The organism is Lutibacter sp. (assembly GCF_013041805.1).
Classification (GTDB): domain Bacteria; phylum Bacteroidota; class Bacteroidia; order Flavobacteriales; family Flavobacteriaceae; genus Lutibacter.
Genome location: NZ_JABDRI010000029.1, coordinates 1 through 19,580, shown reverse-complemented (window position 1 = coordinate 19,580; position 19,580 = coordinate 1). Strand labels below are relative to the sequence as shown.

The following is a 19,580-nucleotide window of genomic DNA, read 5'->3' as shown; positions in this document are numbered from 1 at the left end:
ATGAGCAATAAGCATTTCGAAACAGAAGCGATTAGAACGCAATTAGAGCGATCACATTTTCAAGAACATTCAACACCATTATACTTAACTTCAAGTTTTGTTTTTGAGGATTCAGAAGAAATGAGGGCAACTTTTATGGAAGAAAAAGAGCGAGATATTTATTCGCGTTATAGCAATCCAAATACTTCTGAATTTGTTCAAAAAGTAGTTAAAATGGAAGAGGCAGAAGATGGTTTTGCATTCGCTACGGGTATGGCCGCTGTATTTTCAACATTTGCAGCTTTATTAAAAAGTGGTGATCATATTGTTTCTGCTCGTTCAGTTTTTGGATCAACACATTCCTTATTTATCAATTATTTTCCAAAATGGAATATCAATACTTCTTATTTTGATATCAATAGACCTGAAGAAATTGAGGAGTTAATTCAGCCTTCAACAAAAATATTATATGCAGAATCTCCAACCAATCCAGGTGTTGATATTATTGATTTAGAATTGCTAGGTGCTATTGCTAAAAAACACAATTTACTATTGGTAATCGACAATTGTTTTGCATCGCCATATGTGCAGCAACCTATTAAGTTTGGTGCAGATTTGGTGATTCATTCGGCTACAAAATTAATGGACGGACAAGGTCGTGTTTTGGGTGGAGTGGTAGTTGGAAAATCTAGTTTAGTACGTGAAATTTATTTGTTTTCTCGTAATACAGGTCCGGCATTATCGCCTTTTAATGCTTGGGTGTTATCTAAAAGTTTAGAAACGTTGGCTGTAAGAGTTGAAAAACATTGTGAGAACGCCTTAAAATTAGCTGAATTTTTAGAAAATCATCCTAAAATTTTAAAAGTTAAATATCCATTTTTAAAGTCCCATCCACAGTTTCAAGTTGCTAAAAAACAAATGAAATTGGGAGGTAATGTTATTGCTGTCGAAGTAAAAGGAGGTTTATTAGCAGGTGAACAATTTTTAAATTCAATTAAAATGTGCTCATTATCTCCTAATTTAGGTGATACTAGAACTATTGTTACGCACCCGGCATCTACAACTCACAGTAAACTGTCTTCAGAAGAACAATTGGCTGCGGGAATTACACCAGGGTTGGTTAGAATATCTGTTGGATTGGAACATATTTCGGATATCATAGAAGATATCAATCAGGCATTATCTAAATAATATTTAAATTAAACTTCATTTATTTAAATTTAAAAACAAAATTCTTTAAAAATTAAAGTCTAGTTAGTTGGTAGAGTATTCTGAATCATGTATTTTTGACCTTTGAAAAAACGGAATACATTAAAATGATTTTAGATTCTATTGCTACTTCAAGAGCCACTGCGCCTGAAAAAAGCTTTCGTGAAGTCCAAAACACAGAAAAGGCACTACGTAGTGTTGTCAAAGCAATTAGTTGGAGAATTGTGGGAACCATAGATACTGTGGTTATTTCATGGCTTATTACGGGTAAAATTACGCTGGCATTATCTATTGGTTTAATAGAAGTAGTAACTAAAATGATACTGTATTTTTTTCATGAACGAATTTGGAATTTTATTAAATGGGGAAAACAATGATTGATATAGAAATTGAGAACATAAACAAACAATTAAAAGATAAGTCGCCAGAACAAATTATTACTTGGGCATTAAGTCAAGCTAAAAATCCAATAGTGACTACTAATTTTAGACCGTATGAAGTCGCAATTTTATATGCTTGTACTCAGGTTGATAAAAATGTAAAAGTTATTTGGTGCGATACAGGGTATAATACACCTCAAACATATGCTCATGCAAATGAACTAATTGAAAAACTAGCATTAAATGTTCATCTATATGTTCCTAAACAAACTTCGGCATATAGAGACGCATTGATGGGAATTCCTCAAATTGAAGATCCACTTCATAAATTGTTTACAGAGCAAGTAAAGTTAGAACCTTTTAATAGAGCAATGAAAGAGCACAAAGCAGATGTTTGGTTTACGAATTTAAGAAAAGGTCAAACAGCTTTTAGAAGCAGTATTGACATTGTTTCGAGAAGCAAAGATGGTTTATTAAAAGTAAGTCCATTTTATCATTGGTCTGATGCTGAACTCGACACTTATTTAGTTGAACGAAACTTACCAAATGAGTTTACCTATTTTGATCCAACAAAAGTAGTAGCAACCAGAGAATGCGGTTTGCATTCATAAATATAGAGTATGACAGAAACTATACATATTAATGCATTAGAGAACGAAGCAATTTATATTTTTAGAGAAGTTGCCGCACAATTTGAAAAACCTGTTTTATTATTTTCTGGAGGGAAAGATTCTATTACATTGGTAAGATTGGCTCAAAAAGCATTTTATCCAGCAAAAATTCCTTTTCCTTTAATGCACATAGATACAGGTCATAATTTTCCTGAAACCATTGAATTTAGAGATAGATTGGTGAAAGAACTAGGTGTTGAATTAATTGTAAGAAATGTACAAGATAGCATAGACCAAGGAAAAGTAATTGAAGAAACAGGACGCTATTCAAGCAGAAATATGCTCCAAACCACAACGCTTTTAGATGCTATTGAAGAATTTAAATTTGATGCGTGTATAGGCGGTGCCAGAAGAGACGAAGAAAAAGCAAGAGCTAAAGAGCGTATTTTTTCAGTGCGTGATGATTTTGGACAGTGGGATGAAAAAAACCAACGACCTGAATTATTTGATATGCTAAATGGAACCATAGAATTAGGTCAAAATGTACGTGTGTTTCCAATTTCTAATTGGACAGAATTAGACGTATGGACTTATATCGAAAATGAAGATTTAGAAATTCCTTCCATCTATTTTGCGCATAAACGAAACATATTTGTTCGAGATCAAATGATTTGGTCAGCTTCGGAATATGTTTACAAAGATGAAGAAGAAGAGGTCGAGGAGCGTATGGTGCGCTTTAGAACGGTTGGCGATATGAGTTGCACTGCGGCAGTTGATTCTTATGCTACCACCATTAGTGAGGTGGTTGCTGAAATTAGAGATTCAAGTATTTCAGAACGCGGAGCAAGAATAGATGATAAACGTTCAGAATCAGCAATGGAAAAGCGCAAACAACAAGGGTATTTTTAAATCCCCAAACGGGATGAATAGAAAGTTTAAGAAAAAAGTGTAACTAATTAATTTAAAAAATATTCCTCCCTTTTGGGGAGGTAAGGAGGGGCTAATGGAAGTTTTAAAAATAGCAACAGCAGGAAGCGTAGATGATGGTAAGAGTACATTAATTGGAAGATTATTATACGATACAAAATCATTAACAAGCGATAAATTAGAAGCTATTGAACGTAGTAGTAAACAAAAAGGATATGATTATTTGGATTTTTCGTTGGCAACAGATGGTTTAGTTGCAGAACGTGAACAAGGAATTACCATTGATGTAGCTCATATCTACTTTTCTACGGCAACTAGAAGTTATATTATAGCAGATACACCTGGGCACGTTGAATATACTAGAAATATGGTTACAGGTGCTTCTACATCGCAAGCAGCTATTATTTTAATTGATGCACGTCACGGAGTTATTGAACAAACGTATCGTCATTTTTTTATCAATAATTTGTTAAGAATTAAAGATGTAATTGTAGCGATTAATAAAATGGATTTGGTTGATTTTTCAAAAGAAAGATACAATGAAATTAAAGCAGATTTTCAAAAGTTAGTGACAAAAAGTGATTATGAAGATCAAAACATTACCTATATCCCTGTAAGTGCGTTAAAAGGCGATAATGTTGTTGAAAAGTCACATACAATGTCTTGGTATCAAGGCGAAACATTACTTTCTCATTTAGAAAAGTTAGATACCCAAAATATTTATAACAAAGGTAAAATGCGTTTTCCGGTACAGTATGTGATCCGTCCAAAAACAGAAGCATATCATGACTTTAGAAGTTATGCAGGTAAGGTGTATGGAGGAGCTATCAATGTTGGAGATGAAGTAGTTGTTTTACCTTCACAAACGAAAACAAAGGTCAAAGAAATTTACTTTAACGATAAAAAATTTAAAAGTGCTGCGCGCAGATCATCTATTTCTTTAACTTTAGAAAATGATGTAAATGTGAGCAGAGGAGATATGATTGTAAAAGCAACGGAGTTACCAAAAATTGAAAAACAATTTTCTGCAACCGTATCTTGGATGTGTAACAAAGAGCTTACTGCAGGTTCAAAATATGTATTACAACATGGCGTTCATAAGGTGTTAGCTAAAGTTCAAGCAATCAATAATAAAATTGAAACCGATTTTTCAGGAATTGAAACAAATGCAATCAGTTTAAAAATAAATGACATTGCTTCTATTTCTTTTCAATTAAATAAACCAATATTTTTCGATTCTTTCAAAGAGCATAGAACAAATGGAGCTTTTATATTGATAGACCCTCAATCCAATAATACGGTAGGAGCTGGCTTTATTGATTAATAAATAACAATTTGACTTGTAAATAAACTTCATATTCCGTTTATTTGCAGTCAAGTTCATAAACAAGCTGATATAAGTTATTAAGAAAGGCAGAGGGAATAGACCTATTGAAGCCTTAGCAACCCTTTATCTATAAAGAAGGTGCTACGTTCTACCGCAATTTTGTGGGAAGATAACACAAGAAAAACTTCATAAAGTAAATTCTTTCTTTTTAATACTAATTTGGGCGTTACCGCAAGCGGTCGGGCTTTCGGTTATATCTTTTTTTTCAAAAAAGGATGTCACCTTTATCCCTAACGCAAAAGCTATGAATTTATAAAATAATATTAGATGAGTACAATAGAAGAAGAAATAAAAAAACGAATTTTAGTGTTGGATGGTGCCATGGGAACTATGATTCAGCAATATAATTTTTCAGAAGAAGATTATAGAGGAGAACAATTTAAAGATTTTCATCTTTCGGTAAAAGGGAATAATGATATGCTTTCGTTAACCCAGCCAGAAGCTATTAAAGAAATTCATAGAAAATATTTAGAAGCCGGTGCTGATATTATTGAAACAAACACTTTTTCAGGAACAACCATTGCCATGGCCGATTATGAAATGGAAGATTTTGTGTATGAAATCAATTATCAGTCGGCAAAAATTGCAAAGGAAGCAGCTCAAGAATTTACGGCTAAAAATCCGAATAAACCTCGTTTTGTAGCTGGTTCAATAGGACCAACTAACAGAACAGCAAGTATGTCACCTGATGTGAATGATCCTGGCTATAGAGCAGTTACTTTTAACGATTTAAGAGTGGCGTACAAACAACAAGCAGAAGCCTTGTTAGATGGTGGAGCAGATTTGTTATTGGTTGAAACCGTATTTGATACCTTAAATGCAAAAGCGGCCCTTTTCGCCATTGAGGAAATTAAAGAAGAACGAAATATTGATATACCAATTATGGTAAGTGGTACTATTACCGATGCAAGTGGTAGAACTTTATCGGGGCAAACTGCTGAAGCTTTTTTAATTTCAGTTTCGCATATTCCAATGTTATCAGTTGGGTTTAATTGCGCATTGGGTGCCAATCAGTTAACGCCTCATTTAGAGGTGTTAGCCCAAAAATCTAAAATTAGAATTTCAGCACATCCTAACGCAGGGTTGCCAAATGCCTTTGGTGAATATGATGAAACTCCAGATCAAATGGCGAGTCAAATTAAAACCTACTTAGACAAAAGGCTAGTCAATATAATTGGAGGTTGTTGCGGTACAACACCAGCACATATTAAAGCAATTGCAGATTTGGTAAAGGATTATAAGCCAAGATTGGTTGATGGTTGTTAGTTGTTGGGTTTTAGTTTAAAATAAATAAAATGATTTCATATATAGAATTAGATGTTTGGTTAGAAACTAGAAAACTCGTAAAAATGGTATATGCCATTTGTAAAAAGTTTCCTTCTGAAGAAGTGTATGGGCTTACTAGTCAAATTAAAAGATGTTCAGTTTCTGTCCCTTCAAATATTGCTGAAGGTTGCGGAAGACATAGTTCAAATGAAACAATTCATTTTTTACATATATCAAGAGGTTCTTTATTTGAATTAGAAACCCAATTGTACCTAGCAAATGATTTAGAGTTTTTGTCGATTGAAGAATTAAAATTATTATTAGTTCAAGTTACTAGCTGTAAAAAGTTATTAAACGGATTTATAAATTATTATAGAAAAAATGTTACATAAAACAACCAATAACCAACAGCCAACAACTAACAACCAAAGAAAGTTTTTAAAACTTTCCGGACTTGAGCCACTAATTATTACTCCAGAAAGTAATTTTATCAATGTTGGTGAACGTACAAATGTTGCTGGTTCTAAAAAGTTTTTACGATTAATAAAAGAAGAAAAATTTGATGAAGCCCTTGCGATTGCACGCCATCAAGTAGAAGGTGGAGCCCAAATAATCGATATTAATATGGACGATGGGTTAATTGATGGAAAAGAATCCATGGTTCGTTTTATGAATCTTATCGCTGCCGAGCCGGATATTGCCCGTGTACCTATCATGATCGACAGTTCGAAATGGGAAATTATTGAAGCTGGTTTGCAGGTAGCTCAGGGAAAATGTGTAGTAAATTCTATTTCATTAAAAGAGGGAGAAGCACAGTTTATTGAGCAAGCTAAAAAAATAAAAATGTACGGTGCTGCTGTAATTATTATGGCTTTTGATGAAGTTGGGCAAGCTGATAATTATGAGCGAAGAATAGAAATAGCAAAGCGTTCTTATAAAATATTGGTAGATGATGTTCACTTTCCATCAGAGGATATTATTTTCGATTTAAATATTTTTCCTGTGGCCACCGGAATGGATGAGCATAAAAGAAATGCCATTGATTTTATTGAAGCCACGCGTTGGGTTCGCACTAACTTACCAAATGTAAGCGTAAGTGGAGGGGTTAGTAATGTTTCCTTTTCTTTCCGTGGTAATAATGCGGTTCGAGAGGCCATGCACTCGGTATTTTTATATCATGCGATCAAAGCGGGAATGAATATTGGAATTGTAAATCCTACAATGTTAGAGGTATATGATGAAATTCCTAAAGATTTATTAGAGCACGTTGAAGATGTAATTTTAGATCGGCGAGAAGATGCTACAGAACGTTTGTTAACATTTGCTGAAACCGTGGTGACTTCTGCTAAAGAACATAAAGTAGATTTGTCTTGGCGCGAAAAATCCTTACAAGAACGTATCACACATGCATTAGTGAAAGGTCTAGATGAATATATTTTAGAGGATGTAGAAGAAGCTAGATTACAAGCTTCACAGCCGATTGAAGTTATTGAAGTGAATCTTATGAAAGGGATGAATGTTGTTGGAGATTTATTTGGTTCTGGAAAAATGTTTTTACCACAAGTGGTAAAATCTGCGCGAGTGATGAAAAAAGCAGTCGCGTATTTATTACCGTATATTGAGGCCGAAAAAAATGGAGTAAGTCAGTCGAATGGTAAAATTTTATTAGCAACTGTAAAAGGTGATGTTCATGATATTGGTAAAAATATTGTAGGTGTTGTTTTAGCATGTAATAACTATGATATTATTGATTTAGGTGTGATGGTTCCACCAGAAAAAATTATTGAAACCGCCAAAGCCGAACAAGTAAGCGCTATTGGATTAAGTGGTTTAATTACGCCATCATTAGATGAAATGGTATATTTAGCAAAAGAAATGGAGCGCCAAAATTTTGAAGTACCGCTATTAATTGGTGGGGCTACTACTTCAAAAGCACATACAGCAGTAAAAATTGATCCGCAGTATAAAAACGCTGTGGTTCACGTTCACGATGCTTCTAGAGCAGTAACGGTGGTTGGTGATTTGTTGAATGCTAAAACAAACAAGCAATATGTTTTCGATATAAAAGCCGATTATGTAAAGGTACGTGATGGCTTTTTAAACCGCTCTAAGCGCAAAGAATATTTGACGCTGGAACTAGCAAGAAATAATAAATTTAAGATAGATTGGAATGCAACAAAAATCGAGGCACCAAATTATCTTGGAACACAGGTAATTGAAGATTTTGATCTTAGTAAATTGGTAGATTATATTGATTGGAGTCCATTTTTTAGAACGTGGGAATTGCACGGCAGGTATCCTGAGATATTAACAGATGAAGTAGTAGGAAAAGAAGCAACAAATTTGTTTTCAGATGCTAAATTGTTATTAGCCAAAATTCTAGATGAAAATTTGTTAACGGCAAAAGCTGTTTTTGGAATTTTTCCTGCAAATGCTGCTGAGGACGATATTGAAGTGTACACAGATTCAACAAGACAAGAAGTGAATGTTAAATTTGTAACCTTGCGTCAACAATTAAAAAAGAAAGAAGGGATTCCTTCCATAGCTTTAGCTGATTTTATTGCGCCAAAGGAATCAACTATTGAAGATTACATTGGCGCATTTTGTGTGTCAACAGGATTTGGAACAGCTGAATTAGCCGCTGAGTTTGAAAAAGACCACGATGATTATAATTCCATTATGATTAAAGCTTTAGCTGATAGATTGGCAGAAGCTTTTGCTGAATATTTGCATGAAAAGGTTCGAAAAGAGCATTGGGGCTATGCAGTTTCCGAAGATTTAACAAATGCAGATTTAATTAAAGAAAATTACAAAGGAATTAGACCAGCACCAGGTTATCCGGCGTGTCCAGACCATACAGAAAAATTAACACTTTGGGAATTATTAAGTGTAAAAGAAACCATTGGAGTTGAATTAACTGATAGTTTAGCAATGTGGCCTGCAGCATCAGTGTCTGGTTATTATTTTGGGAATGAACAAGCTAAATATTTCGGAGTTGGGAAAATAACAGAAGATCAAGTGAAGGATTTTGCTGTTAGAAAAAACATGAGTTTAGATGAGGCTAAAAAATGGTTAAACCCTAATTTAGCTGAAAATTAGACCTAAAAGGGAACGTCCAACAATTATAAAGAGTGGGTAAAAAGTATGTTGTCATAATAAATCAATGAATACAGAAATTTTTAAATAGTATTAAACAAATGAAAGTAACGGAACATATACATAACGCTAAAGGTAAAACACTATTTTCATTTGAAATTGTGCCTCCACAAAAAGGACAAAATATACAGCAATTGTATAATAATATAGATCCATTAATGGAGTTTAAGCCACCTTTTATTGATGTAACGACTTCAAGAGAGGAATACGTATATATCTCCAAAGAGAATGGACTTTTAGAACAAAAAATCACACGAATGCGCCCAGGTACAGTTGGTATTTGTGCTTCATTAAAATACAAGTACAATGTAGATGCAATACCACATGTATTGTGCGGAGGTTTTACCAAAGAAGAAACAGAATATGTATTGGTAGATTGTCATTATTTAGGATTAGACAATGTAATGGCATTGCGAGGTGATGCGATGAAGCACGAAACATATTTTTCACCTTCTAAGGATGGAAATAAGTATGCTTCAGAGTTGGTCACTCAAATTAAAAATTTGAACAAAGGAAAATATTTACATGAAATAATTGAAACCACTTATAATGCTGATTTTTGCATTGGGGTGGCGGGCTATCCCGAAAAACATTTAGAATCTCCGAGTTTAGATTCGGATTTGAGAAGATTGAAAGAAAAAGTTGATGCAGGAGCCGATTACGTAGTAACACAAATGTTTTTTGATAATAAAAAATATTTTGATTTCGTTGAAAAGGCACGTGATATTGGGATAACTGTCCCTATCATTCCCGGAATTAAGCCAATAGCTATTGAACGACATTTACAAGTATTACCGCAAGTGTTTAAGTTAGATTTGCCAGAGTTATTAATTTCTGAAGTTGAAAAATGTACAAATAACAAACAAGTTCGCCAAGTTGGAATAGAATGGGCTATTGAGCAATCTAAAGAATTAATTGCCAAAGGAGTACCTGTGGTTCATTTTTATTCGATGGGAAAATCGGATAACATAAAGGAGATAGCATCAGCCGTTTTTTAAAAATTAATTTTGTTAATAATACCATAGATAAAAGTAATATGTAATAGCTAGAAAAGGTGAAATATTTGTTTACTTTTGTACAGCTTAATAGAGCTAATAATAATTTTAAAAAAATAAAACATGGCATTAGAAGTAACAGATGCAACTTTTGACGAAGTAGTATTAAAATCAGATAAACCCGTAATGGTTGATTTTTGGGCAGCATGGTGTGGTCCTTGTAGAATGGTTGCTCCAATTATGGATCAATTAACAACTGAATATGAAGGAAAAGCAACAATAGCTAAAGTAGATGTTGATGCAAATCAAAAATTTGCGGCTGAATATGGAGTGCGTAATATTCCAACAGTATTGGTTTTTAAAAATGGCGAAGTTGTTGAAAAACAAGTAGGTGTTGCTCCAAAAACTGTATATGCACAAAAAATTGATGCGCATTTATAATATAAAAGAATAATTTTGTAAAAAAGGCTTAACAATAATTTTGTTAAGCCTTTTTATTTTATAGTATATTTACAAGTAGATTAAAAAAAATAATGAGTCCGTTAGCCGTAAAAAATATTTCAGAATTAAATAACCTTGAATTGTTAGCAAATCAAGTAGTTGAAGGTTTTATTACGGGAATGCATAAAAGCCCTTTTCACGGCTTTTCAGTAGAGTTTGCTGAGCATAGATTATATAACAAAGGTGAAAGTACCCGCCATATTGATTGGAAGTTATACGCGAAAACAAAAAAAATGTTTGTAAAGCGTTATGAAGAAGAGACCAATTTACGTTGTCATTTAATAGTTGATAATTCAGCTTCTATGCACTATCCAATTGTTGCGAATCCTTCAATTAATCAATTAAATAAAATTGGGTTTTCAGCAATAGCGTCGGCTGCATTAATGGAAATTTTAAAGCGTCAGAGAGATGCTGTAGGATTGAGTATTTATTCCAATAAGGAAGAATATTATGCCCCAACAAAAGGAAGCGATCGACATCGAAGAATGTTGTTAGCGCATTTAGCTGATTTATTAAAGAAACCTTCAAAATCTTCTACCGATACATATGCTGTTTTACACGAAATAGCAGAAAAAGTTCATAGGAGATCATTGGTATTTTTATTTACAGATATGTTTCAAGCTACTAAAAACGAAAAGGAGTTATTTGAGGCATTACGTCATTTAAAATATAATAAACACGAGGTAATTTTATTTCATACGTATGACGGGAAATTAGAACGAGATTTTGATTTTGAAAATTCTCCAAAAAAGTTTGTGGATGTAGAAACAGGTGATGAAATTAATTTATATGCGTCTACAATACAAAAGGACTACAAACTTAAAGTGGAAACTTATTTTAATGAATTGAAAATGAAATGTATGCAATATAAGATTGAATACGTACCTGTAGATATACACAAAGGATTTCATCAAATATTAGTTTCGTATTTAATTAGTCGAAAAAGATTTTTATAAAAATTGTTAAAAAAGCTTTGCAGATATAAAAAACACTACTATATTTGCATCCGCTAAGAGCAACGGTCTGGTAGTTCAGCTGGTTAGAATACCTGCCTGTCACGCAGGGGGTCGCGGGTTCGAGTCCCGTCCAGACCGCGAAAAGCATCTCAATTGAGATGCTTTTTTTATGCGGTTTACATTCATTTAAGAAACATCAAAAATTCTTTTATCTCTTGAAATACCAACCTCAATAAGTATTTGTTTTCTTTTGGAATTGTAATTACATTTTAAATAGTTAATTTCGCTTTATTCAATTTATCCAAAATGCATGAAATTTACTAGAACAGAAATTCCAGATGTTATTGTTTGTGAACCGAACATTTTAAAGGATGAACGTGGTTATTTTTTTGAATCGTTTAAAAAGGAACTTTTTGAAGCATTTATTGGAAGTGAATTGCAATTCACCCAAGATAATGAAGCAAAATCTACTAAGGGTGTTTTAAGAGGTTTACATTATCAATTGCCACCGTTTGCTCAAACTAAATTAGTTCGTGTAATAAAAGGATGTGTCTTAGACATTGCCGTTGATATTAGACAACATTCACCTACGTTTGGTCAATATGAAGCGATTGAATTAAGCGACAAAAATAAATTACAATTGTATATACCAAAAGGATTTGCTCATGGCTATGTAGTACTAAGTGACGAGGCCATTTTTAGCTATAAAGTAGATAATTATTACAATAAAGAATCTGAAAGAGGTATTATGTTTAACGATCCTGCATTGCAAATAGATTGGCAATTACCAGCAAATGAATTGATAATTTCTGAAAAGGATAAAAATCAGCCTTTATTTAAGCAGGCCGATTTGTTTGTATAAATTTCAACTTCGGTTATGACTACGATTTTAGTTACAGGCGCAAAAGGACAATTGGGAATTTCTATAGCTAATATAGCAACGAATTTTCCAAACTTTCGACTGATTTTTAAATCCAAAAGCGAACTAGATATTTCAAATGCGAAAGCAGTTGAAGAACTTATTGAATGTGATAAAATTGAAGTTATTATTAACTGTGCTGCGTATACCAATGTTGATAAAGCCGAGGATGAACCTAACGTAGCCAATAAAATTAACCATTTAGCAGTTGAGCATTTAGCAAAAATTTCCAAAAAGCATCATATTAAGTTGATTCATATCTCAACAGATTATGTATTTGAGGGGACTTCAAAAATACCTTATAAAGAAACAGATATCACCAATCCACAAAATAGCTATGGAGCAACCAAATTAAAAGGAGAGCAAGCAATGTTGCGTATCAATCCATCTAATTCTATATTGATTAGAACCTCATGGGTATATGCAGAACACGGTGCTAATTTTGTAAAAACAATACTGCGTTTAACCAAAGAAAAAGAGACTATTTCAGTAGTGAAAGATCAAATAGGGTCTCCAACCTATGCAACTGATTTGGCTAGAACAATCCTTCAACTAATTCCGTTATTAAAAAATGAGGGAGTACAAATTTACCATTATGCAAATACAGGCTCCTGCAGTTGGTTTCAATTTGCAGAGGAGATTGTAAACATTTCCAAACACAACTGTAAAGTAGTTCCTATTGCCTCTTCAGAATTTAAAACGAAGGTTCAAAGACCACCGTATAGTTTGTTAAATACGCAAAAAATTCAAGAAATATTTAAGGTTGAAATTCCGCATTGGAAAGAGTCACTTCGTACCTGTATTGAAAAAATATAAACCACAGCATATTTATTTAAAAAACAGGTTTGTTCAGTGTAAAATATCAAATGAAACCTTTTGTGGAATCGCTTTAAAATAGGTATCTTTAAACTTTTGTTAAATCGACTAAAATTATAAGGTATGAGATCAATATTAGTAACAGGTGGGGCAGGGTTTGTAGGTTCAAATTTAATTAAACACCTTGTTCAAAAATACCCAGAATATAACATCGTTAATTTTGATTTGTTAACCTATGCGGGAGATTCAGAAAACTTAAAATCTGTTGAAAGTGCCCCAAATTATACATTTGTTCAAGGCGATATTTGTAATAGAGAATTAGTGGAACGCGTTTTTCAACATTATATCATACACGGCGTTATTCATTTAGCTGCTGAATCGCATGTAGATAACTCAATATCAAAACCTGATGTTTTTATTGAAACCAATATCAAAGGTACATTTACCTTATTGGATGTCGCTTATAAATATTGGATGGAAAAACCTTTTACATATAAAAAGGGATATGAAAACAATAAATTTTTGCACGTATCAACTGATGAAGTGTATGGAACATTAGGGGCAACGGGATTGTTTACCGAAGAAACACCCTATGCACCTAACTCACCGTATAGCGCCTCAAAAGCGAGTAGTGATATGCTAGTGCGCAGCTACCATCATACCTATGGGTTGGAAACAGTCATCACCAATTGTTCTAACAACTACGGACCTAAACAACATGATGAAAAACTAATTCCAACTGTTATTAGAAAAGCATTAGCAGGTGAGCCTATTCCAGTATATGGCGATGGTAAAAATGTAAGAGACTGGTTATATGTGTTAGATCACTGTAAAGGAATAGATCTAGCTTATCATACCGGTAAAAGTGGCGAAGTTTATAATATTGGCGGTAAAAACGAACAAAATAACAATTATATTGTAGCTAAAATTTGCGAGCTGTTAGATGCTAAACACCCAAAAGAGAGAAGTTATAAAGAACAAATTACCTATGTGAAAGATAGGGCTGGACACGATTATAGATATGCCATAGATGCAACAAAAATTGAAACTGACTTAGGTTGGAAAGCCAATGAAAATTTTGATTCGGGTATTGTGAAAACGGTAGATTGGTACGTAAAAAAATATAAAGAAGACTAAAACGAAGACTAAAAACGAGGACGGAAGGGCTAAGACGAAGACAAAAAACGAAGACTAAGGCTAAGACTAAGACTAAGAGGAAAATTAAAAATAATCTCGAAGTTTTAGTCTTCGTAGTAATTTTAAAAAACAATGAAAGAACAAATTAAAATAGCAATTATTGGCCTAGGTTATGTTGGCTTGCCTTTAGCACGATTATTTGCCACTAAATATCCAGTGATTGGGTTCGATATCAATAAAGAACGTGTGTTGGAATTGACTAAGGGAATTGACACCACGTTGGAAGTTGAAAATGAGTTGTTACAAGAAGTGTTAGTAACCAATCCAACAGATGTAAACGGATTGTATTGTACTACAGAAATTTCAGATATAGAAAATTGCACCTACTATATTGTAACTGTTCCAACACCTGTAGATAAAAATAACAAACCCGATTTAACACCATTGATAAAATCGAGTGAAACCGTTGGGAAAGTGCTCAAAAAAGGAGCCATTGTTATTTATGAATCTACGGTGTATCCAGGTGCTACGGAAGAAATATGTGTACCGGTGCTTGAACAATTTTCAGGACTTACCTATAATAAAGATTTTTATGTAGGCTATTCGCCAGAGCGAATCAATCCTGGAGATAAAGAACATACCGTTGAAAAAATATTAAAAGTGACCTCAGGTTCAACACCTAAAATTGGAGAGAAAGTAAATAATTTATATGCTGATGTCATTACTGCAGGAACTCATTTAGCACCTACTATAAAAGTGGCAGAAGCAGCAAAGGTCATTGAGAATTCTCAACGTGATATTAACATTGCATTTGTAAACGAGTTGGCAAAAATATTTAATATTCTTGCTATTGATACCCAAGCAGTATTAGAAGCAGCAGGTACAAAATGGAATTTTTTACCATTTAAGCCAGGCTTAGTTGGCGGGCATTGTATTGGTGTTGATCCGTATTATTTAGCTCAAAAAGCACAGGAAGTAGGTTATCATCCTGAAATTATTTTGGCAGGGAGAAAAATGAATGATAGTATGGGAAGTTATGTGGCTTCTGAAGTCATTAAGTTATTTGTTAAAAATGACATTCCTATTAAAAAGGCCTCTATTCTACTATTAGGAATCACGTTTAAAGAAAATTGTCCAGATGTGCGGAATACAAGAGTGGTTGATGTGATTCGTAATTTAGAAGAGTTTGGTACGCAGGTTACTGTTTTTGACCCTTGGGCGAGTCCAGATGAAGTAAAGCATGAATACGCTATTGAAACCGTAAATAAAATGCCTCAAACAAAATTTGATGGTATTGTGTTAGCGGTAGCACATAAAGAGTTTTTAGATATAGATTTTAGCCAATATTTAAATGCAAACGGGATTATTTATGATGTGAAAGGGGTACTAGAAGGCAAGGTTGATGGGAAATTGTAAGAGTCGAAAAGTCTAGTATCGTGCAGTCTTGAGTCAAGATTGAATAGTGATTAGGTAATGATTAAACGTAATGTCACACTGAGCTTGTCGAAGTGTAATTGTAACAAGAAGGGTCTTCGACAGGCTCAGACTGACAGTAATTAGGTAATGATTAAATGGAACGTCACACTGAGCTTGTCAAAGTATAATTGTAACATAAATGGGTCTTCGACAGGCTCAGACTGACAGTAATAAGGTAATGATTAAATGGAACGTCACACTGAGCTTGTCGAAGTGTTTTTAAAAGGTAAATGAAACAATATTTTGTATATATAGTTGAATGTTCAGACAATTCTTATTATACAGGAATAACAAATGATATTGTACGTAGATTAAATGAACATAATTTAGGACGAGATAAGAGAGCATATACTTTTTCAAAAAGACCCGTAAAATTAGTTTGGTTTGAAACCTTTTCTGATGTGAATGATGCTATTCAAATAGAGAAAAAAATAAAAGGATGGAGTAGAAAAAAGAAAGAAGCATTAGTAAATGAAGATTGGGAAAAATTAATGTTGTATTCTAAAAATTACACTGAATACGGGAAACCAAAAAATTAATAAAACGTAATGTCACACCGAGCTTGTCGAAGTGTAATTGTAACAAAAAGGGTCTTCGACAGGCTTAGACTGACAGTAATAAGGTAATGATTAAACGTAATGTCACACTGAGCTTGTCAAAGTGTAATTTTAGCAAAAAGGGTCTTCGACAGGCTCAGACTGACGGTAATTAGGTAATAATTAAATGGAATGTCACACCGAGCTTGTCGAAGTGGAATTAAAGTTAAAAAACAAAAAATATGAACATTGTAGTAATAGGAACAGGCTATGTAGGATTGGTATCAGGAACTTGTTTTTCTGAAATGGGAAATAAAGTAACCTGTGTAGATATAGATACCACCAAAATAGAAAATTTAAATAAAGGGATTATTCCAATTTACGAGCCAGGATTAGAACCTATGGTGGTAAAAAACACGACGAATAAAAACTTGTTTTTCACTACGAATCTTGCATCAGCATTACAGAACGCAGAAGTTGTATTTATTGCTGTAGGAACCCCAATGGGTGATGATGGATCGGCAGACCTTCAATATGTGTTAGCAGTGGCTAAATCAATTGGGCAAGCAATCACCAAAAAAATGGTCATAGTAGACAAATCTACCGTGCCTATTGGAACAGCAGACAAAGTAACGGCAACCATTCAAAAAGAATTAGATAAAAGAGATCTCAAAGTAGAATTTGAAGTAGTGTCGAATCCTGAATTTTTAAAAGAAGGAGCCGCTATCAACGATTTTATGAAACCAGATAGAGTTGTAATTGGTGCCGAGAGTGACTATGCCATAGAAAAAATGAAACAATTATACGCACCATTTTCTATGTCGCATGAACGTTTTATTGTGATGGATGTACGTTCAGCTGAAATGACAAAATATGCTGCAAATGCCATGCTAGCCACCAAAATTTCATTTATGAATGAAATTGCAAATATTTGTGAAAAAGTAGGGGCAGATGCCAACCAAGTACGCATTGGAATAGGTTCAGACAGTAGAATTGGGTATAATTTTATTTATCCTGGTTGTGGTTATGGAGGTTCTTGTTTTCCAAAAGATGTAAAAGCCTTAAAAAAAATAGCTTCGGAATATGATTACCACGCAAAATTAATTACTTCAGTAGAAGAGGTAAACGATGCACAAAAATTAGTCATTGCCCATAAAATTATCAAGCGTTTTGGAGAAGATTTACACGGTAAAACATTTGGTATTTGGGGATTGGCATTTAAACCAGGAACTGATGATATGCGAGAAGCACCCGCCATTTATATTGTAAAAGAATTGGTAAAACGAGGTGCTAAAATTCAGGCCTACGATCCTAAAGCTATGCAAGAAGCGCAAGAGTTTTATTTAAAAGACGTGAATCAGGTAATCTATGTCGATTCAAAATACCAAGCATTACAGCAAGCAGATGCTATGATATTGTTAACCGAATGGAAAGAATTTAGATCTCCAGATTTTGAAGAAATTAAAAAACTATTAAACAATCCTGTAATTTTTGACGGAAGAAATCAATACAATATGTTTAATTTAGCCGACAAAGGATTTGAGTATTATCAGATTGGGAGGGCAGAGCGTTAAGAAAATTATTAAGTGAATATTTTTAGCACGACATAGCGAAAGCTATGGGCGAGCTGGTGAGCAGATACCAGTTGGCACGATTGGGCTGAAGAGTGAAGAAGCCCCCTAACCCCCAAAGGGGGAATAACTAAAACGAAGACTAAGAATAAAACAAAGAATAAAACAAAGACGAAAACAAAGACTAAAACAGAGACGAAAACAAAGACGAAAACAAAGAGAAAAGAATAAAAAATAAACGGTCATTACGAGGAGTGTCAACGACGTGGTAATCTCACCATTAGTAGCAGATGATTGCAACTTTTTTCAAAAGCTAGGCAATGTCAAAATTAAAGTAACCTTTTTGTCTTCGTTTAGGTCAAAGTAATATATAAAAACAATGAAAAACTTCGCATTAATAGGAGCAAGTGGTTACGTAGCACCGCGCCATATGAAAGCTATTAAAGAAACCAATAATAATTTAGTGGCCGCTCTTGATAAATTTGATAGTGTTGGAATTATAGATAGCTATTTTCCAAATGCCGATTTCTTTACCGAATTTGAACGTTTTGATCGTCATATTTCAAAACTAAAGTTTGAAAAGCAACAACAGTTAGATTATGTAAGTATTTGTACACCCAATTATTTGCACGATGCACATATTCGTTTTGCCTTACGACAAGGTGCTGATGCCATTTGTGAAAAACCATTGGTATTAAATCCTTGGAATATGGATGCTTTAGGAAAAATAGAGCAAGAAACCGGAAAAAAAGTATACAATATATTACAACTTAGAGTGCATCCAAGTATCATAGCTCTCAAAGAAAAGATTGCCAACGGTCCAAAGGATAAGGTATATGATGTAGATTTAACCTATTTAACATCACGCGGACATTGGTATTATACCTCATGGAAAGGAGATATCTCAAAATCAGGTGGAATAGCAACCAATATTGGAGTCCATTTTTTTGATATGCTCTCATGGATCTTTGGAGACTTACAACAAAATACAGTACACGTAAATACCCACGATCGTTCAGCAGGATATTTAGAATTTAAACAAGCACGGGTACGTTGGTTTTTGTCTATCAATTATGATGTATTACCCGATGAAATAAAAGCAAAAGGACAACGTACCTATCGCTCTATCACTATTGAAGGGGAAGAATTAGAATTTAGCGGAGGTTTTACTGATTTACATACGGTGTCTTATCAAGAAATTATCAACGGAAATGGGTATGGTTTAGAAGCGCCACGTCAAGCCATAGAAATTGTTCATGCGGTTCGCCACGCAACACCACTTGGTGCGACAGGAGACTATCATCCCTTTGTGAAAAAACCATTAGCAAAGCATCCGTTTGAGAAGTAGGACAGAACGTAAAAAAAACAGCCACTGGCTGTTTTTAGTGAATGTGCCAGCTGGCGCATTTGGGCTGAATAGTGAAACAGTGAAGAGTGAAGAGTGATAACCGTCATTACGAGGCGCGATAGCAACGCAGTAATCTGCTAATTTTAGCAACAGATTGCTTCATTTCACTGTGTTGCATTCGCAATGACGTTACGACCGAGACTGCACAACTGCACGACTCTAAAAGTAAAGAGTCTTGGTCTTCGTTTTAGTTTAAGTAAAAAAATAGACTGCACAACTTCAAGATAAGTGAGATGTGAGAAGTGAAGAGTGATAAGGTGCGTTGCTTACCGTCATTACGAGGCGCGATAGCAACGCAGTAATCTGCTAATTTTAGCAACAGATTGCTTCATTTCACTGTGTTGCATTCG

General features: G+C 33.9%; 18 protein-coding genes, 1 tRNA gene and 1 riboswitch. All 19 genes read left to right on the top strand.

Translation table 11 applies throughout. The features are described 5' to 3' along the window. The 19 genes from HKP59_RS04210 to HKP59_RS04120 all read left to right on the top strand — a co-directional run bounded on the left by HKP59_RS04210 (position 1) and on the right by HKP59_RS04120 (position 19,170). Positions 1–1,170, top strand: coding sequence for an aminotransferase class I/II-fold pyridoxal phosphate-dependent enzyme (locus tag HKP59_RS04210; protein WP_291803731.1), 1,170 nt, complete (start codon positions 1–3; stop codon positions 1,168–1,170). Between the two features lie 125 nt (positions 1,171–1,295). Further along, positions 1,296–1,565, top strand: a complete 270-nt coding sequence (locus HKP59_RS04205) for a DUF2061 domain-containing protein (protein WP_291803811.1) — start codon at positions 1,296–1,298, stop codon at positions 1,563–1,565. Then, positions 1,562–2,179, top strand: a complete 618-nt coding sequence (locus HKP59_RS04200; protein WP_291803730.1) for a phosphoadenosine phosphosulfate reductase family protein — start codon at positions 1,562–1,564, stop codon at positions 2,177–2,179. Before HKP59_RS04205 ends, HKP59_RS04200 begins: the two co-directional genes overlap by 4 nt. A 9-nt stretch (positions 2,180–2,188) precedes the next feature. Continuing rightward, the gene (gene cysD / locus HKP59_RS04195) at positions 2,189–3,088 is read left to right on the top strand and encodes a sulfate adenylyltransferase subunit CysD (protein WP_291803729.1); all 900 of its coding nucleotides are present in this window, start codon (positions 2,189–2,191) and stop codon (positions 3,086–3,088) included. A 94-nt stretch (positions 3,089–3,182) separates the two neighbouring features. Next, a complete protein-coding gene (locus HKP59_RS04190; protein ID WP_291803727.1) occupies positions 3,183–4,430 on the top strand; it encodes a GTP-binding protein in 1,248 nt (415 codons plus the stop codon). A 74-nt stretch (positions 4,431–4,504) separates the two neighbouring features. Further along, positions 4,505–4,609: riboswitch (SAM riboswitch) on the top strand. A gap of 151 nt (positions 4,610–4,760) precedes the next feature. Beyond that, entirely contained in the window at positions 4,761–5,759 is a 999-nt protein-coding gene (locus tag HKP59_RS04185) for a homocysteine S-methyltransferase family protein (protein ID WP_291803726.1), read from the top strand. A 29-nt stretch (positions 5,760–5,788) separates the two neighbouring features. Further along, the gene (locus HKP59_RS04180) at positions 5,789–6,151 is read left to right on the top strand and encodes a four helix bundle protein (RefSeq protein ID WP_291803725.1); all 363 of its coding nucleotides are present in this window, start codon (positions 5,789–5,791) and stop codon (positions 6,149–6,151) included. Continuing rightward, positions 6,141–8,858 (top strand): methionine synthase, encoded by a 2,718-nt coding sequence (gene metH / locus HKP59_RS04175; protein WP_291803723.1) that lies wholly within the window; start codon positions 6,141–6,143, stop codon positions 8,856–8,858. Before HKP59_RS04180 ends, metH begins: the two co-directional genes overlap by 11 nt. 98 nt (positions 8,859–8,956) lie before the next feature. Beyond that, the gene (metF, locus tag HKP59_RS04170; protein WP_291803721.1) at positions 8,957–9,913 is read left to right on the top strand and encodes a methylenetetrahydrofolate reductase [NAD(P)H]; all 957 of its coding nucleotides are present in this window, start codon (positions 8,957–8,959) and stop codon (positions 9,911–9,913) included. A gap of 120 nt (positions 9,914–10,033) precedes the next feature. Then, positions 10,034–10,351: a thioredoxin gene (gene trxA, locus HKP59_RS04165; RefSeq protein ID WP_291803719.1), complete on the top strand. Its 318-nt coding sequence runs from the start codon at positions 10,034–10,036 to the stop codon at positions 10,349–10,351. 92 nt (positions 10,352–10,443) lie between these two features. Next, entirely contained in the window at positions 10,444–11,367 is a 924-nt protein-coding gene (locus HKP59_RS04160) for a DUF58 domain-containing protein (RefSeq protein ID WP_291803716.1), read from the top strand. A 64-nt stretch (positions 11,368–11,431) separates the two neighbouring features. Continuing rightward, positions 11,432–11,505, top strand: a tRNA-Asp gene (locus HKP59_RS04155). Between the two features lie 172 nt (positions 11,506–11,677). Continuing rightward, positions 11,678–12,229 carry a dTDP-4-dehydrorhamnose 3,5-epimerase gene (gene rfbC / locus HKP59_RS04150; RefSeq protein WP_291803714.1) on the top strand — a complete coding sequence of 184 codons (552 nt, stop codon included), beginning with the start codon at positions 11,678–11,680 and terminating at the stop codon, positions 12,227–12,229. Positions 12,230–12,244: 15 nt separating this feature from the next. Then, on the top strand, positions 12,245–13,102 hold the full coding sequence (rfbD, locus tag HKP59_RS04145) for a dTDP-4-dehydrorhamnose reductase (protein WP_291803712.1): 858 nt from the start codon (positions 12,245–12,247) through the stop codon (positions 13,100–13,102). A 123-nt stretch (positions 13,103–13,225) separates the two neighbouring features. Beyond that, the gene (rfbB, locus tag HKP59_RS04140; RefSeq protein ID WP_291803709.1) at positions 13,226–14,239 is read left to right on the top strand and encodes a dTDP-glucose 4,6-dehydratase; all 1,014 of its coding nucleotides are present in this window, start codon (positions 13,226–13,228) and stop codon (positions 14,237–14,239) included. Positions 14,240–14,371: 132 nt separating this feature from the next. Further along, a complete protein-coding gene (locus HKP59_RS04135; RefSeq protein ID WP_291803707.1) occupies positions 14,372–15,655 on the top strand; it encodes a nucleotide sugar dehydrogenase in 1,284 nt (427 codons plus the stop codon). A gap of 290 nt (positions 15,656–15,945) precedes the next feature. Beyond that, the gene (locus HKP59_RS04130) at positions 15,946–16,254 is read left to right on the top strand and encodes a GIY-YIG nuclease family protein (protein WP_291803705.1); all 309 of its coding nucleotides are present in this window, start codon (positions 15,946–15,948) and stop codon (positions 16,252–16,254) included. 239 nt (positions 16,255–16,493) lie between these two features. Beyond that, the gene (locus HKP59_RS04125) at positions 16,494–17,825 is read left to right on the top strand and encodes a UDP-glucose/GDP-mannose dehydrogenase family protein (RefSeq protein ID WP_291803703.1); all 1,332 of its coding nucleotides are present in this window, start codon (positions 16,494–16,496) and stop codon (positions 17,823–17,825) included. Positions 17,826–18,201: 376 nt separating this feature from the next. Further along, complete coding sequence (locus HKP59_RS04120) at positions 18,202–19,170, top strand: Gfo/Idh/MocA family oxidoreductase (protein WP_291803701.1); 969 nt, start codon at positions 18,202–18,204, stop codon at positions 19,168–19,170. Positions 19,171–19,580: the final 410 nt, after the last annotated feature.

Bases quoted from the DNA above. Each gene is read 5' to 3' on its own strand.
- HKP59_RS04210 (WP_291803731.1), top strand. From the start codon at position 1: ATGAGCAATAAGCATTTCGAAACAGAAGCGATTAGAACGCAATTAGAG.
- HKP59_RS04205 (WP_291803811.1), top strand. From the start codon at position 1,296: ATGATTTTAGATTCTATTGCTACTTCAAGAGCCACTGCGCCTGAAAAA.
- HKP59_RS04200 (WP_291803730.1), top strand. From the start codon at position 1,562: ATGATTGATATAGAAATTGAGAACATAAACAAACAATTAAAAGATAAG.
- cysD (WP_291803729.1), top strand. From the start codon at position 2,189: ATGACAGAAACTATACATATTAATGCATTAGAGAACGAAGCAATTTAT.
- HKP59_RS04190 (WP_291803727.1), top strand. From the start codon at position 3,183: ATGGAAGTTTTAAAAATAGCAACAGCAGGAAGCGTAGATGATGGTAAG.
- HKP59_RS04185 (WP_291803726.1), top strand. From the start codon at position 4,761: ATGAGTACAATAGAAGAAGAAATAAAAAAACGAATTTTAGTGTTGGAT.
- HKP59_RS04180 (WP_291803725.1), top strand. From the start codon at position 5,789: ATGATTTCATATATAGAATTAGATGTTTGGTTAGAAACTAGAAAACTC.
- metH (WP_291803723.1), top strand. From the start codon at position 6,141: ATGTTACATAAAACAACCAATAACCAACAGCCAACAACTAACAACCAA.
- metF (WP_291803721.1), top strand. From the start codon at position 8,957: ATGAAAGTAACGGAACATATACATAACGCTAAAGGTAAAACACTATTT.
- trxA (WP_291803719.1), top strand. From the start codon at position 10,034: ATGGCATTAGAAGTAACAGATGCAACTTTTGACGAAGTAGTATTAAAA.
- HKP59_RS04160 (WP_291803716.1), top strand. From the start codon at position 10,444: ATGAGTCCGTTAGCCGTAAAAAATATTTCAGAATTAAATAACCTTGAA.
- rfbC (WP_291803714.1), top strand. From the start codon at position 11,678: ATGAAATTTACTAGAACAGAAATTCCAGATGTTATTGTTTGTGAACCG.
- rfbD (WP_291803712.1), top strand. From the start codon at position 12,245: ATGACTACGATTTTAGTTACAGGCGCAAAAGGACAATTGGGAATTTCT.
- rfbB (WP_291803709.1), top strand. From the start codon at position 13,226: ATGAGATCAATATTAGTAACAGGTGGGGCAGGGTTTGTAGGTTCAAAT.
- HKP59_RS04135 (WP_291803707.1), top strand. From the start codon at position 14,372: ATGAAAGAACAAATTAAAATAGCAATTATTGGCCTAGGTTATGTTGGC.
- HKP59_RS04130 (WP_291803705.1), top strand. From the start codon at position 15,946: ATGAAACAATATTTTGTATATATAGTTGAATGTTCAGACAATTCTTAT.
- HKP59_RS04125 (WP_291803703.1), top strand. From the start codon at position 16,494: ATGAACATTGTAGTAATAGGAACAGGCTATGTAGGATTGGTATCAGGA.
- HKP59_RS04120 (WP_291803701.1), top strand. From the start codon at position 18,202: ATGAAAAACTTCGCATTAATAGGAGCAAGTGGTTACGTAGCACCGCGC.